This window comes from Dysgonomonas mossii, from assembly GCF_004569505.1.
Taxonomy (GTDB): Bacteria; Bacteroidota; Bacteroidia; order Bacteroidales; family Dysgonomonadaceae; genus Dysgonomonas.
Window position 1 is genome coordinate 368,689 of sequence record NZ_SPPK01000001.1, and the last position, 14,385, is coordinate 383,073.

Sequence of the window (14,385 nt, forward strand, 5' to 3'; positions counted from 1 at the left end):
TTGTTTTAATATTCTATTGTCTTGTTTCTGAAATTATACTACTTTTATGGTATATAACATAATAACTCTGATAAAATGAAAAATAGTCTTCTGTTTTTTTTATGTGCAGTTTTCTCGTTGGTAGTGAGTGCACAAGACAACCCGAAATATCTAGTAGGAGCTGTCCCCGAAGTGGACGGTAAGATTGTTTTTTCGAAGAAGATACCTGTAAAGGGGCAAATCTCCGACGAACAGCTTTTTTCATTGATGGAAAAATGGGCAATAAACAACTATGATAATGCACAGACTGATGAGAAAGATTTGAATAATCGGGTTCTGCTAAGTAAGGCTGACGATAAAATGATCGCATGTTTTGGAGAGAAATATCTTGAGTTTAAGCGAAGTTCTCTTGTGCTTGATCGGGCTAAGATGATTTATCAGTTGATCTTGGAAACGAAAGATGGGGCATGCGAAGTAACGTTGAGGAATATAAAATATAGCTATTCTGATAGTAAGAAACTGCTTCCGGCAGAGGAGATGATATCCGACAAAATAGCTCTCAACAAAAAAGGAGATAAACTAAATCGCTATTATGATAAATTCAGAATACATACTGTAGATTCTGTAAACGGCATATACAAATCTATAGACATTTATCTGAACGGTATTAATACAACAGGTGCAACAACCTCATTGCAAGCAGAGGCGAAAACATATTCAGCTCCTGCAGTACCACAGAAAGACAGTTCGGTAGAAGTGCCTTTAGCCGCTGCCGCTCAATCTATACCTGATCCTGTTCAGGTTGCGGCATCGATTCCGATAACATCTAATAATGCCCCGCAAACGATTGCCGCTGGAGGGGTTGCTGCGATGGAAGGATTCAGGCAGATAACGCCCGATAAAATACCGGGCAATATTATCAAGCTGTTAGGAGATTGGATATTGATCACTTCGGGTACTGCCGATCAAATGAATGTGATGACTGCCTCGTGGGGTGGACTTGGTACATTCTGGGAAAAGCCTGTATCATTCTGTTTCCTCAATCCTTCACGCTACTCGGTACAAACAATGGATAAAGGTGAGACCTATACAATATCGTTTTACACTGAAGCGTATAAAGATGCTTTGCGATATTGCGGTTCGGTAAGTGGGCGTACTACAGATAAAATAAAAGGATCGGGATTGACACCGATCAAAACTCCATCAGGTGCTACAGCATTTGCTGAAGCCTGGATGATCTTTGAATGTAAGAAAATAGTAGTGCAGCCAATTACACCGGAAGCTGTAGTTGATAAATCTTTACCTAACAAAGATTGGAGTAAAAGCGGATATCATAAAATGTATATCGGTGAAATATTGAATGTTTGGATTAAATAAACTCAGATGAAAAAAATAGCATTAATAACCGGTGCTACGTCCGGTTTGGGCAAGGCAATTGCTTTGCGGCTGGGCAAGGAAGGGTATAACCTTATTATTACCGGACGAAGAAAGGATAAATTAGAAGAACTGGATAGAGAAATAAGCATAAACTATGGTTCTACGGTCCTCCCTCTATGCTTTGATGTAAGAAAATACGATGAGGTAGAGGCTGCTTTGGGCAACCTTGCCGAAAAGTGGAAAAATATTGATGTCCTTGTCAATAATGCGGGGCTTGCTGTAGGGCTAGACCCAATTTACAAAGGCGAAGTTGATGACTGGGAAAGAATGATAGATACAAATGTCAAAGGTTTGTTGTATGTTACTCGGGTGGTTACTCCCGTTATGGTAGAGCGTTGCTCGGGGCATATAATCAATATAGGGTCTATTGCCGGAAAGGCTGTTTATCCGAATGGTGCTGTATATTGTGCGACTAAGTATGCCGTGAATGCATTGCATCAAGGTATGCGTATGGATCTGCTGCCTTATAATATTCGGGTGACTCAGATTTGTCCAGGAGCTGTGGAAACGGAATTCTCGTTAGTTCGCTTCAAAGGAGACAAAGGGCGTGCCGATCAGGTATATACCGGTTATGAGAATTTGGTTGCTGACGATATTGCTGAATCTGTTTATTTTGCCATATCGCAACCTCCGCATGTGGATATTCAGGATATGCTGGTGATGCCTACGGCACAGGCTACAGGGAATATGTTCCATAAAAAGGAGAAGTAGCAAGAGCAGAGCATAAAAGGAGCAGTTTCTTGTTGTAAAGAAATATATAAACTTTCCGATGTGTATTGCATGAAGAAATAAATATTGTAATTTTGCAGTACCAAAGCGTATATAATAATTCTTGAGTTTGTTGTATGCGAACGAAAATGCAAATGGAGGGGGTATCCGAAAAAGGGTATTCCTTTTTTTGTGCTTACCTGTGAGGTATAATGATTTAGAACTTAACATAAATAATGGATCAAAGAATAAAAGGTGGATTGTTAGTGTTTATTGGAGCAGCAAGCTTCGGACTACTTTCCACTATCGTAAAATTTGCATATGCCGAAGGTTACACACTCGGCGAAATCACTGGAACGCAATCTTTCTCAGGAATGGTCATTTTATGGCTATTGTATTTTATTACCAAATCGGTAAAGAAAGGTGATAAAAAAGAAACGATTGATAATACTCAACCTAATACTAAATGGTGGAAAATAGTCATTGCCGGAACCTTTACGGGGCTGGTTGGTATATTCTATTACCAATGTGTGAAACTATTGCCTGCATCGGTCGCTATTATATTGCTGATGCAGTATCTGTGGATAAGTATGCTTATAGAGGCTGTGGTTTTCAGGAAGAAACCCGGACGTAAGCAATTGCTGCTACTTGGCATTGTTTTGATAGGGACTCTGCTTGCCGGTGGAATATTCAGTCAGGAGATTGTGCTCAATTTCAAAGGAGTCGTTTTCGGCTTGCTGGCGGCTACTAGTTATGCTATTTTCTTGATGACAAGCGGACGTGTAGGTAACGATCTGCCCGTACTGAAAAAGAGCGCTTTGATGATTACCGGATCATGCGTTATTACATGGATAATTTTTCCTCCATTGTTCTTCTTTAATGGTGTGTATTTCGGTGGGCTTGTTTTTTGGGGGCTGGCATTGGCTCTGTTGGGTACGGTAGTTCCTCCTCTTTTCTTTTCTATGGGTATGCCCCGTGTGGGTGTCTCGATAGGTGCAATCCTTAATGCTGTCGAGTTGCCTGTCGCGATATCATCTTCGGCATTTATATTGCAAGAATCGGTAGATGCACTTCGCTGGCTCGGAGTAGCCCTAATTTTGTCGGCTATAGTAGCTACAAATATTAGAACAAAAGGAATAAGCAATTGAGTGTAATAGTGACTTGATAGAAGTGGCTTTATTGAGCTACACTATAGGAAGAAAATTAATAATGAGAGTTTATAATTTATATGAAAAAGATTATCTATTATAAACGCTCTTTGATTTATTAGGTCATGAAAAGGAATTATTCTCGCATTCGTTCTCATCTATTCTTTTTAATCACAGAGTAAAAATAGTAATACGGAGTTTCTTGCGTCGTTCCTAAAGCATGTAAGAACAACGTATAGTATTAATTATTATTGACTTCTTCGAAAGAAGAAAAAGTGACAAATAAAAACAACTTAAAAAGTGTCACTTTTGTCACCTTTTATTCGTAATGTATTGATTATTTGTATTGTGCTGTTTTGTGCATTTGTCACTTTTTTACTTATATCCCGGGCTCTTATTTATTAATTGAAAGAAAACTCTACCTTTGCAATTCATTTTACTATAAGTATGCGCATAGATATAATAAGTGTTTTGCCTGAAATGTTTACAGGTCTTTTGGATTGTTCTATTCTTAAGAGAGCTCAAGACAAAAGCTTAGTAGAAATAGTTGTTCACAATCTTCGTGATTATACAACAAATAAACACCGACGTGTGGATGATTATCCTTTCGGGGGCGAAGCCGGCATGGTGATGCAGATAGAACCGATCGATAATGCTATTTCAGCATTAAAGGAACAACGAGTGTACGATGAAGTGATCTATACATCACCCGATGGAGAAGTCTTTGATCAGAAAATAGCAAACCAAATGTCGTCGTATAACAATATTATTATCCTGTGTGGGCATTACAAAGGTATCGACTATCGCGTGCGCGAACATCTGATAACCCGTGAAATATCTATAGGTGATTATGTCCTTACAGGAGGAGAATTGGCTGCTGCTGTTATGACTGATGCTATTGTACGGCTTTTACCCGGCGCAATAGGGGATGAGCAATCGGCTTTGTCAGATTCTTTTCAGGATAATTTACTTGCCCCGCCTGTTTATACACGTCCGGCAGAATATAAGGGTTGGCGTGTACCTGATATTTTGTTGTCGGGTCATCAGGCTAAGGTGGATGAATGGCGCTTGCAGCAAGCTATGGAGCGCACCGAACGTTTGCGTCCTGATTTGCTCGAAAAGAAAGATTAGAATATTACCCTCACCATAACGCGCTCAGTACCAGTAGTCCATTTGGCTCCGTTTTGTATCAGGCGAATGGCTTCATTGTCACAAGTTCCGCAAAGACTTTGTTTTACTTCAAATAGATATGGGCGTCCTTGTTCGTCAACTGAGAATTCAATGGCTACTTTTCCTTTTCTGTCTTTGCACGAATCATCGGTAGGTCGGCGCATTGCCGTTTTTAAGTAGGTATTGTATCTGTTATATCCACCTATTGGTTCAGGTTTCCCTTTCTTTATAGTAAGAGAAGTATTTGCTTCGTCTTTGAAGTTCTCGGGCGCATAAACCTCTACCATGCCATCATCCTCTTGTTGGGATAATACAGTCAGAGCTGCGGTATTGATAGATTCCTCTTTGTCTAGTCTGAACTTGCTTATGTTGGGTTTATATGTTTTGGTTGCTTCGGTATTGTGTTTTGCTATTACAACTATATTCTCTACATAGTATTCTTCAGGTACGTATATGTTGATAATAGAGCTCATGCCTTTATCTTGTGCCTGTAGGTCGTTAGACTCATGGTATCCGATAATCATATATCCGGCTATAGCAAAAATCACAACAGCCGCCGCTGCTACACTTTGCCATATAGGATGATGTTTCTTGATTGTTTTTGTTTTGGCATTCAGGCGTTCGTGTATATTGTTGATACTTGCCAAGTGATCATCGTCGATACTGTCGAAACCTTCTATAGCCTCATACATAAACGGATCTTTCATCGAATCTTTTTCGATCCGATGAGCATCAACGCCTTTCCTTTGTCCTTTTATGTAATCTAAAAAATTCATTCTTTCAGGTTTTTCTCAATGCAGATTTTTAAATTCCTTTTTCCGTTTTGGATATAACTTTTTACACTCTTCAGATGAAATCCTGTTTCATCCACGATCTCAGCATAGGATTTGTCTTCGTAGAAGAACTTCTCCACTGATATGCGCTGAGGCTCGGGCAGCTGCTCCAAGCATTTGTTCAACGCATCTTCTTTTTCTTCATTCGCATTCTCGCTTAATAGATCCAAAATAGGTTCAGATTCCATAAGTTGAGAGTCGAAATTTACTATAATTTCTCTTTTATTTTCTTTTAAAATGTGAAAACAGTGATTTTTAACAACACTATACAGCCAGTTCTTAAAAATCTTTATTTCATAGCCCTGTATTTTCTGAGAGAGGTTCTCAAATATATCTATTACAGCGTCTTGCGATTGTTCGGTGTTTTGCAGATACTTCAGGCACAACCCATAGATGAGAGGTATGTAGCGTTCGTAAAGCTGTTGGAAATATTCAGCTTTACTCGTATCTTTAAACAGTGACAAAAGTTCTTCGTCACTATACTCCTTTCTCTTATGCAGACTAAAAAAACGCAAGGCAATTATTTTTATCACAAAACTACAAGAATTTGGTTAAAATCCAAATAAATGATCCCTTTAACTACTTTGTCATAATATTATCTATTTGCTAATAAATGTAATATTAAATTGTTGGGGTAGTTAATTTTATGTATTTTTGTAAGTGATAATTAATGATGAGTTTAATTTTTTAACTTACACCCATTATGAAAGAAAAAATTGGAACAAATGCAGGAATCATTTGGACTTATCTTGATGCGGAAGGTAGTAAATCTTTAAAGGAAATCAAGAAAGCCTGCAAACTTACAGAAAAAGACATGTATGCAGCTCTTGGCTGGCTAGCCAGAGAAGGGAAAATTGCGTTTAACGAATTAAAGGACGACTTACAAGTCGTTTTGCTTTGAAAGACCTAAACAAGCTTACAAAAGAGGGGTGCTTATTACATATAGTAAGTGCCCCTCTTTGTTTTTTTTCGGTATAATGTATTTTTCAATAATTAAGGAGCGTAATAATTTTGTTAATTCGTTGGTATTATCTATTTTTGTGTAGCATTTTGGCTATTATATGACTGAAAATGATGAAAAACTTCTTGCCGAGTTTGAGATAAGAATGAGGCAGTTAATGTATCTCTGTGATATGCTTAAAGAGGAAAATGCACAGATGAAGCAGGAATTGAAGCAAAAAGAAACAGCGATAGAAGCATTATCATTAAAGTTGGATGCGTTAAATGCTAAATATGACAATTTGAAGTTTGCAAAATCTTTTTCATCAGCAGACCCAGAGGAGAGGATGAATGCTAAAAAACGGTTGTCGAAATTAGTGCGAGATGTAGATAAATGTATCACCATGCTGAAAGCGTAAAAGAAAAATGATGTTATGGATGAGCATTTAATTATTAATCTACGAGTGGCTGATATGAGATACCCTCTTCGTATAAAACGTAGAGATGAGGAAGTTTATCGTAGAGCTGCAGACGAAATAGATTATAAGTTAGTACAATATAAAAATTATTTTACAGGAGTTTCTACTCAGCCGTTGAGGGATGTCGACTATATGGCAATGACATCAATTCAGGCAGTGGCAGAGAAAGTTGAACATCAACTGCGAGCCGAAACTTTCGAGCATAGAATCCAAAGTTTGACAAATGAACTGGATGAATATTTGAAAGCGCAGGTAAAGTAAAGTTTTAAATTGATGATATATAAAGCACTAATTTCAGATATGAGATAAGTTTCATATTTGGGTTGGTGTTTTTTTGTTTATTGAATATAAGTTTTTATCAAAGAAAAATAGAATATGGATATATTATTGTATGGAATTACCTTTCTTGTTGGAGCAATACTGACTTGGGTGGTTTTGAATTTTATGGCGAATTCAAAATTCAAACGTCAAGTAAAAGAGGCGGAACAAGAAGCAGAGGTGATCAAGAAAAATAAACTACTTGAAGTAAAAGAGCAGGCTTTACAGATGAAGTCTGAATTTGAAAAGCAAGTGAATAGTAGGAACTCGAAACTGCAAGCTGCTGAGGCTAAGATTAAGCAACGAGAATTAAGTTTGACCCAGAAGCAGGAAGAGCTTCAACGCAAGCGTAGCGAGGTAGATACAATCAAAACTAATCTAGAGGCTCAATTAGAGGTGATAGATAAGAAAAAGCAAGATCTGGATAAGCTTCACAAACAAGAGGTGGAAAGGCTTGAGGCGTTGTCGGGATTGTCGGCAGAAGAAGTGAAGGAAAAACTGGTAGAAGCTTTGAAAGATGAGGCTCAGTCTCATGCTCAGTCTTATATCAGTGAGATAATGGAAGAGGCTAAAATGACAGCTAATAAAGAAGCTAAGAAGATTGTTATCCAATCTATTCAGCGTGTGGCAACAGAGACTGCAATTGAAAATGCCATAACAGTATTCCATATAGAATCTGACGAAATAAAAGGTCGTATAATCGGACGTGAAGGACGTAATATTCGTGCATTAGAGGCGGCTACAGGGATTGAAATCGTAGTTGATGATACTCCGGAAGCAATTGTTCTTTCAGGATTTGATCCTGTGAGACGTGAGGTTGCACGTTTAGCTTTGCATCAGTTGGTTGCAGACGGACGTATTCACCCGGCACGTATTGAGGAGGTTGTAGCCAAAGTGAGAAAGCAAATCGAAGAAGAAATAATAGAAACAGGAAAACGTACAACTATTGACTTAGGTATACATGGTTTGCACCCAGAGTTGATACGCTTAGTTGGTAAGATGAAGTATCGTTCATCTTATGGACAGAACCTGTTGCAGCATGCTCGTGAAACTGCTAATCTTTGTGCGATTATGGCATCCGAGCTAGGATTGAATGTGAAAAAAGCAAAAAGAGCCGGATTGTTACACGATATAGGTAAAGTTCCAGATGATGAACCGGAACTTCCACACGCTTTGCTTGGTATGAAGTTGGCTGAAAAATATAAAGAAAAAGCCGACGTTTGTAACGCGATAGGATCTCACCACGATGAAGTGGAAATGACAAGCTTATTGGCACCTATCGTGCAAGTTTGTGATGCTATATCTGGTGCTCGTCCTGGTGCTCGTCGTGAAATTGTTGAGGCTTATATCAAACGTTTGAATGATCTGGAGCAATTAGCTCTTTCGTATCCGGGCGTATTGAAAACTTATGCTATTCAGGCTGGTCGTGAGTTGAGAGTTATAGTTGGAGCAGATAAGATTGATGATGTGGAAACTGAAAAACTGTCTGCAGATATCGCTAAACGTATTCAGGATGAGATGACTTATCCGGGACAAGTGAAAATCACTGTCATTCGTGAAACCCGTGCAGTAAGTTATGCTAAATAATAAATTAGACTTAAGATTATAAATGAAGGGAGCTTTTTCGCTCCCTTTGTTGTTTTTATAGTGTTACGGGGTGGAGGGCTAGTTATATATACTTTCTGATTGTATAGCAGGATTGACTAATGAGTGAGGTATATGTGAAAAATATTTTAAATGTAATACTGTAAAACAAATAGCTCAATGATAGTTTTGAGGATAAAAGTTATTTTGTTTACTTTTGTGACTTAGTGTTATAAGAAATAAAAAAATAAAATCATGGCGTACAAAATCGCAGTTTTTGATGCAAAACCATATGACAGAGTTACTTTTGATAGAGTAAATGAGAAATATGGATTCGAACTAACATATCACAAAGAACATCTCGATATAAATAATGTTGTGCTGGCTAACGGTGCAGATGCTGTATGTATTTTTGTTAATGCTGTCGTTGATTCAGACGTTGTAGCAAAATTGAAATCATATGGAATTAATCTGATAGCATTACGTTGTGCCGGTTTCAATAATGTAGATATTTTGGCTGCTGAAAAGCATGGAGTAAAGGTGGTACGTGTACCCGATTATTCTCCGCATGCTATTGCTGAACATACTTTGGCTTTGATGCTTTGTCTTAACCGCAAAGTTCATCGTGCTTTTTTACGAACACGCGACGGAAACTTTTCTCTTGTCGGATTCGAAGGTTTTGATATGTACGGAAAGACTGTTGGTGTGATCGGTACAGGCAAGATTGGTAAGGTAGCTATAGGTTTGTTCAAAGGTTTAGGAATGAATGTGCTGGCTTATGATCTGTATCCTGATAATGCTTTTGCCGAAGCAGAAGGTATTAAATATGTTACTTTGGATGAGTTGTATGCCAATTCTGATATAATTACCTTGCATTGCCCGTTGACAAAGGAAACAGAGTATCTCATCTGCGATGAATCTATCAACAAAATGAAAGACGGCGTGATGATTGTTAATACAGGTAGAGGAAAGTTGATTCATACAAGACATCTGATTGATGGATTGTTAAGCCGAAAGATTGGCTATGCCGGATTAGATGTATATGAAGAAGAAGGAGCATACTTCTACGAAGACCACTCTGATGCTGTGATGACAGATGATGTATTGGCTCGACTTTTGTCTTTTAACAATGTGATAGTAACTTCGCATCAGGCATTCTTTACTCAGGAGGCGATGGAGAATATCGCAAATACTACAATGAATAGTATTTCTGATTTCTTTGCAGGCAAAGAACTTAAAAACCAAGTAGTTTATAAAGCGTAACTTTATACATCGATTAATTTCCTTATGAACAAAGTTTTGAGTCTTCTTATTTTGCTCTTTATTGCAAATGTAACTTATGCAATAGACTCAAGATTTGTTGTAGTAATTGATGCCGGGCACGGAGGAAAAGATACCGGGGCAACCAGAGGTGGATATAAAGAGAAAGATATAAATCTTGGAGTTGTCTTAGCTTTAGGTCAATTGATAGAGCGAAATCATAAAGATGTAAAAGTTGTATATACTCGAAAATCAGATGTTTTTGTAGATCTTGATAAAAGAGCTGATATAGCAAATAAGGCTAAAGCTAATTTATTTATCTCGGTTCATACCAACTCTACAGCAGCAAAGTCAACTTCAGTATCGGGTGCTGATACTTATATTTTGGGGTTGGCTCGTAGTGAAGAAAACCTACAAGTTGCCAAGCGGGAAAACTCTGTGATATTATTAGAAGATAATTACAAAACCAAATATGAGGGCTTTGATCCTAATTCGCCCGAATCGTATATTATTTTTGAATTCATGACGAACACCTTTATGGAGCAAAGTCTACAATTTGCTTCTTTTGTTCAGTCTGATTTTAGGAATGTAGCAAAGCGAGTGGATAGAGGGGTTCGTCAGGCCGGATTTTTGGTGTTAAGAAAAACAAGTGCTCCGAGTGTGTTGATTGAGCTAGGTTTTATAAATAATCAATCGGAGGCACAGTTTTTATCAACAAAGTCAGGACAACAGTCGATGGCTACAGCTATATACTCCGGTTTTAGAAAATACAAACGTGACTTTGATAAAAAACAAGGGAAATTAGTTGTAGGATCTACAGAAGTAGAAGATATTAGTTTTGATGATGTAGAAGAAGAAACGATAACCGTTAAGAATGATCAGAATGAAGACAGGATATCTCAAGTGTCAGTTTCTGAAAAAGTAAGAAACAATACTGCGTCATCAAATAAAAAAATAGAAAAAGATCAAATAGAATATAGAGTGCAGTTTCTTGTATCGCCTCGCAAGTTATCTGGAAATTCACCGGCTCTGAAGGGATTGTCTCCCGTGTCTTTTTATAAAGATGGTAGTGTGTATAGATATACATACGGTTCAACTACCAATTTTAATGAAATAACAAAGATACAGAATCAGGTAAGGTTGAAATTTAAAGATGCATTTGTTATAAGAATGAAGAATGGGAAGCGTATAAAGTAATAAGCACCGGATTAACTAACATACAATAGAGATACATTATGGGTAAAATATCTAAAGAAGTAAAAATAGGCATGGCTTTTGTAATTGCAATATTTATATTGTATTACGGAATCAGTTTCTTGAAAGGAATTAACTTGTTCAGGCCATCTAATTCGTATATGGTAGTTTTTGACGATGTTGCCGGATTAACACAGGCTACACCGGTAACTCTAAACGGTTATCCGATCGGTTTGGTATCTTCTATGAAGTTGGATACAGAACACGGAAATCGTATCATTACTTATTTGGATATGAACAAAGGAGTGCAACTACCTAAAGGTAGTAAAATGATATTAGATGTATCTATGTTGGGCTCTGCCACAATAATTGTTAAAGAAAGCGATAATAAGACAGAGTTTATTTCCCCTTCGGACACTATAATTGGCATTCGAAATAAAGGCATGCTGGATGCTGCAGGGGGGATGATCCCTCAAATACAGAATCTCATGCCGAAGATAGATTCTATTTTGACCGGTATAAATGTGCTGGTCAATAATCCTGCTTTATCTCAATCTTTGTCTGATGTGAATCAAATAACAGGAGATTTAGCTAAAACAACAAAACAGCTGAATGTAATGATGGCAGCATTAAATAAAGATGTGCCTACAATTACCGGAAACCTTAGTCAGGCCTCAACCGATTTTGCTACTATGTCGAAACAATTTAACCAAATTGATTTGGCTTCTACTTATAAGTCTGTTGATGCAACCGTGAAAAGCTTAGAAAATCTTTCAGCAAAAATGAATTCGAAAGATGGATCTATTGGTCTGTTGCTGAATGATAGACAACTCTATGATAGTATTGTCAATACCATGAGTAACGCATCTCTGCTTCTTAAAGACGTAAAAGAAAACCCTTCCCGTTATATTAATGTCAAGGTGTTTTAAGGTCATTGTTTAGAATTATTCTAAATAAGCAAAAAACATTATTTTTTGTAAAGGTGTAACACGAATGCTTTCTGAGAGATATTTCGGAATTGTTAAAATTTTGTTACATTTCATTATTGGCTACTAAGGTCTTGATTTAGATAGGCTTTTGAAGGTACTTCCCCTCTGATTGGGTTAAAGCTCTATAAGTAGTTGATATTAAGTGAGATGCTTGCTTGTAAGGAATTCCAAATTTATACCCACTTTTTTTTATTGAAAATATTTTAGAAATTTACATTCGGAAGCAATTAATAAATATTCAAATTCATATTAAATAACGTAAATGGAACAAGTGTCAGCTCAGAAATTATGGTCAAATTGTTTGAAGGTTTTTCAGGATAATGTAACTGAGGCCGCTTTCAAGACATGGTTTCTGCCTATTGTCCCACTCTCGTACGAAAACAGGGTGTTTACGATACAAGTTCCCAGCCAATTCTTTTACGAATATTTAGAAGACAAGTTCATTGATTTGCTCAAAGCCACATTATATAGAGAAATAGGCAGCGATACGATATTGCAATATCGCATACTTATGGAAAATACTACAAATACATTAGTAGACTATCGTGGCGATGCAAAATCTTCTACAGATAAGATTGTACTAGGAAAGAATACAAACAAAGTCCCTAATCCATTCCAAAAAGTAGTAGCGGATGATTTTGATTCGCAACTGAATAATAAATATACATTCGATAACTTTTTTGAAGGGGAAAGTAACAAGCTGGCTCGTACCGCAGGGGAAACTATAACAAGAAATCCAGGGAAGACAGCCTTCAATCCTTTGTTTGTTCATGGAACATCAGGTGTGGGTAAAACACATTTGTGTCATGCAATAGGAAATAGCATTAAGGAACAATATCCGGAGAAACGTGTATTGTATGTATCTGCTCATTTGTTTAAAGTACAATATGCAGATGCGGGACGATACAATACGACCAATGATTTTATTAATTTCTATCAGGGCATAGATGTCCTTATCATAGATGATATCCACGAATTAGCCGGAATAGAGAAAACGCAGAATACATTATTTCATATATTCAATCATTTACATCAGAACAATAAGCAGCTTATTCTCACTTGCGACAAGTCTCCTTCGGAGCTACACGGTGTTGAAGAACGATTGCTGACTCGCTTTAGATGGGGATTAACTACTAAAGTTGATAATCCGGACAAGATGTTAAGATTGAAAATCCTTCAGAATAAGATATTACACGATGGATTGTCTATTCCTGAGGATGTAGTAGATTATATAGCTGAAAATGTAACAGATAATGCTCGAGACTTAGAAGGTATTATTGTCTCTATAATGGCTCACTCTTTGGTGTATAACAAAGAGATCGACTTGCCTTTGGCCAGACGAGTTATTGGTCAGGCAATAAAGAAGATAGAAGCAAAGAAAATCACAATTAATACAATAGAATCTGCTGTTTGTGATTTCTACAATATCAAGAGCGAACTTATTCATACAGCATCAAGAAAACGTCAGATTGTGCAAGCAAGACAGGTAGCGATGTATCTCTCTAAGAGCTATACGGAAATGTCTCTTGCTCAGATTGGCTCTTTGATAGGTAAGAAAAACCATGCGACGGTACTCCACGCATGTAGAACTGTACGAGAGCAAATGGAAGTAGATAAAACATTCCGAGAGGAAGTTGCTGAAATAGAAAAGAAATTAAAAGGTTGAATTTGAGAATTCAACCTTTTTTCTTCACCACCTTTTTTTAGCAAAATCATGTGTCTGCGGACTAACTTTACAATATCAAAAATCTTCTTTTTTTCATAATCAACGCTTAAGATTATCTTGTTCTGAATGCATCAACTAAGAATATTCAGGTTGAAATAGATACTTAAGCCTAATATTTAGTATTTTTGTAAGTTTGGATAAGAATGCTTATATAATTATGAATCAATCAAACATAAATATAAAAAATAAACGTGCAAGTTTTGATTATGAATTTATCGAAACATATACTGCTGGCATTGTGCTTACAGGAACAGAAATAAAATCTATTCGCCTTGGTAAAGCCAGTCTGGTGGATACATTTTGTATGTTCGAAAAGAATGAGCTGTGGGTACGTAATATGTACATTGCAGAATATTTTTATGGTTCGTATAACAATCATGCTGCACGTAGTGATCGCAAACTTTTGTTGAATAAGAAAGAGCTGAAAAAAATACAGCGATTGGTAAAAGAAACAGGATATACGATCGTACCTACCCGTATTTTCTTAAATGAACGGGGTTTAGCTAAGGTAAATATAGCTGTAGCACGAGGTAAAAAACAATATGATAAACGTCAGTCGCTACGCGAGAAAGACGATAAGCGCGCTATGGATCGTGCTATGAAGCATTAATTGTATAGGTA

General features: G+C 37.1%; 15 protein-coding genes. 13 read left to right on the forward strand and 2 right to left on the reverse strand.

Annotated elements, in window-relative coordinates; all coding sequences use genetic code 11:
- Nucleotides 1-75: 75 nt before the first annotated feature.
- The 4 genes from E4T88_RS01795 (at nucleotide 76) to trmD (ending at nucleotide 4,403) form a co-directional block, all read left to right on the forward strand.
- Nucleotides 76-1,356, forward strand: coding sequence for a DUF4468 domain-containing protein (locus tag E4T88_RS01795; RefSeq protein ID WP_135103776.1), 1,281 nt, complete (start codon nucleotides 76-78; stop codon nucleotides 1,354-1,356).
- Between the two features lie 6 nt (nucleotides 1,357-1,362).
- Nucleotides 1,363-2,127: an SDR family oxidoreductase gene (locus E4T88_RS01800; protein WP_135103777.1), complete on the forward strand. Its 765-nt coding sequence runs from the start codon at nucleotides 1,363-1,365 to the stop codon at nucleotides 2,125-2,127.
- Between the two features lie 233 nt (nucleotides 2,128-2,360).
- On the forward strand, nucleotides 2,361-3,272 hold the full coding sequence (locus E4T88_RS01805) for an EamA family transporter (RefSeq protein WP_135103778.1): 912 nt from the start codon (nucleotides 2,361-2,363) through the stop codon (nucleotides 3,270-3,272).
- A 447-nt stretch (nucleotides 3,273-3,719) separates the two neighbouring features.
- The gene (gene trmD / locus E4T88_RS01810; protein WP_135103779.1) at nucleotides 3,720-4,403 is read left to right on the forward strand and encodes a tRNA (guanosine(37)-N1)-methyltransferase TrmD; all 684 of its coding nucleotides are present in this window, start codon (nucleotides 3,720-3,722) and stop codon (nucleotides 4,401-4,403) included.
- Here the strand turns inward: trmD and E4T88_RS01815 are convergent.
- Entirely contained in the window at nucleotides 4,400-5,218 is an 819-nt protein-coding gene (locus E4T88_RS01815; protein ID WP_135103780.1) for a hypothetical protein, read from the reverse strand. The genes trmD and E4T88_RS01815 overlap by 4 nt on opposite strands.
- Entirely contained in the window at nucleotides 5,215-5,808 is a 594-nt protein-coding gene (locus tag E4T88_RS01820) for an RNA polymerase sigma factor (RefSeq protein WP_260393649.1), read from the reverse strand. The genes E4T88_RS01815 and E4T88_RS01820 overlap by 4 nt, the downstream gene beginning before the upstream one ends.
- A gap of 170 nt (nucleotides 5,809-5,978) precedes the next feature.
- Between E4T88_RS01820 and E4T88_RS01825 the strand changes: the two genes are divergently transcribed.
- The 9 genes from E4T88_RS01825 to smpB all read left to right on the forward strand — a co-directional run bounded on the left by E4T88_RS01825 (nucleotide 5,979) and on the right by smpB (nucleotide 14,374).
- Complete coding sequence (locus E4T88_RS01825; RefSeq protein ID WP_006842379.1) at nucleotides 5,979-6,176, forward strand: winged helix-turn-helix domain-containing protein; 198 nt, start codon at nucleotides 5,979-5,981, stop codon at nucleotides 6,174-6,176.
- 160 nt (nucleotides 6,177-6,336) lie between these two features.
- On the forward strand, nucleotides 6,337-6,633 hold the full coding sequence (locus E4T88_RS01830) for a coiled-coil domain-containing protein (RefSeq protein WP_135103781.1): 297 nt from the start codon (nucleotides 6,337-6,339) through the stop codon (nucleotides 6,631-6,633).
- Between the two features lie 15 nt (nucleotides 6,634-6,648).
- Complete coding sequence (locus tag E4T88_RS01835; RefSeq protein ID WP_006842381.1) at nucleotides 6,649-6,954, forward strand: cell division protein ZapA; 306 nt, start codon at nucleotides 6,649-6,651, stop codon at nucleotides 6,952-6,954.
- 114 nt (nucleotides 6,955-7,068) lie between these two features.
- Entirely contained in the window at nucleotides 7,069-8,598 is a 1,530-nt protein-coding gene (gene rny / locus E4T88_RS01840) for a ribonuclease Y (RefSeq protein WP_006842382.1), read from the forward strand.
- A 252-nt stretch (nucleotides 8,599-8,850) separates the two neighbouring features.
- A complete protein-coding gene (locus tag E4T88_RS01845) occupies nucleotides 8,851-9,858 on the forward strand; it encodes a 2-hydroxyacid dehydrogenase (RefSeq protein ID WP_135103782.1) in 1,008 nt (335 codons plus the stop codon).
- Nucleotides 9,859-9,882: 24 nt separating this feature from the next.
- Nucleotides 9,883-11,052 carry an N-acetylmuramoyl-L-alanine amidase family protein gene (locus tag E4T88_RS01850; protein WP_135103783.1) on the forward strand — a complete coding sequence of 390 codons (1,170 nt, stop codon included), beginning with the start codon at nucleotides 9,883-9,885 and terminating at the stop codon, nucleotides 11,050-11,052.
- A gap of 38 nt (nucleotides 11,053-11,090) precedes the next feature.
- A complete protein-coding gene (locus tag E4T88_RS01855) occupies nucleotides 11,091-11,978 on the forward strand; it encodes an MlaD family protein (RefSeq protein ID WP_135103784.1) in 888 nt (295 codons plus the stop codon).
- Nucleotides 11,979-12,300: 322 nt separating this feature from the next.
- Nucleotides 12,301-13,704, forward strand: coding sequence for a chromosomal replication initiator protein DnaA (dnaA, locus tag E4T88_RS01860; protein ID WP_135103785.1), 1,404 nt, complete (start codon nucleotides 12,301-12,303; stop codon nucleotides 13,702-13,704).
- Between the two features lie 217 nt (nucleotides 13,705-13,921).
- Nucleotides 13,922-14,374 (forward strand): SsrA-binding protein, encoded by a 453-nt coding sequence (gene smpB / locus E4T88_RS01865; protein ID WP_006842387.1) that lies wholly within the window; start codon nucleotides 13,922-13,924, stop codon nucleotides 14,372-14,374.
- The last annotated feature ends 11 nt before the right edge of the window (nucleotides 14,375-14,385 follow it).

Coding starts and splice junctions, on each gene's coding strand:
- E4T88_RS01795 (WP_135103776.1), top strand. CDS start 76: ATGAAAAATAGTCTTCTGTTTTTTTTATGTGCAGTTTTCTCGTTGGTA.
- E4T88_RS01800 (WP_135103777.1), top strand. CDS start 1,363: ATGAAAAAAATAGCATTAATAACCGGTGCTACGTCCGGTTTGGGCAAG.
- E4T88_RS01805 (WP_135103778.1), top strand. CDS start 2,361: ATGGATCAAAGAATAAAAGGTGGATTGTTAGTGTTTATTGGAGCAGCA.
- trmD (WP_135103779.1), top strand. CDS start 3,720: ATGCGCATAGATATAATAAGTGTTTTGCCTGAAATGTTTACAGGTCTT.
- E4T88_RS01815 (WP_135103780.1), bottom strand. CDS start 5,218: ATGAATTTTTTAGATTACATAAAAGGACAAAGGAAAGGCGTTGATGCT.
- E4T88_RS01825 (WP_006842379.1), top strand. CDS start 5,979: ATGAAAGAAAAAATTGGAACAAATGCAGGAATCATTTGGACTTATCTT.
- E4T88_RS01830 (WP_135103781.1), top strand. CDS start 6,337: ATGACTGAAAATGATGAAAAACTTCTTGCCGAGTTTGAGATAAGAATG.
- E4T88_RS01835 (WP_006842381.1), top strand. CDS start 6,649: ATGGATGAGCATTTAATTATTAATCTACGAGTGGCTGATATGAGATAC.
- rny (WP_006842382.1), top strand. CDS start 7,069: ATGGATATATTATTGTATGGAATTACCTTTCTTGTTGGAGCAATACTG.
- E4T88_RS01845 (WP_135103782.1), top strand. CDS start 8,851: ATGGCGTACAAAATCGCAGTTTTTGATGCAAAACCATATGACAGAGTT.
- E4T88_RS01850 (WP_135103783.1), top strand. CDS start 9,883: ATGAACAAAGTTTTGAGTCTTCTTATTTTGCTCTTTATTGCAAATGTA.
- E4T88_RS01855 (WP_135103784.1), top strand. CDS start 11,091: ATGGGTAAAATATCTAAAGAAGTAAAAATAGGCATGGCTTTTGTAATT.
- dnaA (WP_135103785.1), top strand. CDS start 12,301: ATGGAACAAGTGTCAGCTCAGAAATTATGGTCAAATTGTTTGAAGGTT.
- smpB (WP_006842387.1), top strand. CDS start 13,922: ATGAATCAATCAAACATAAATATAAAAAATAAACGTGCAAGTTTTGAT.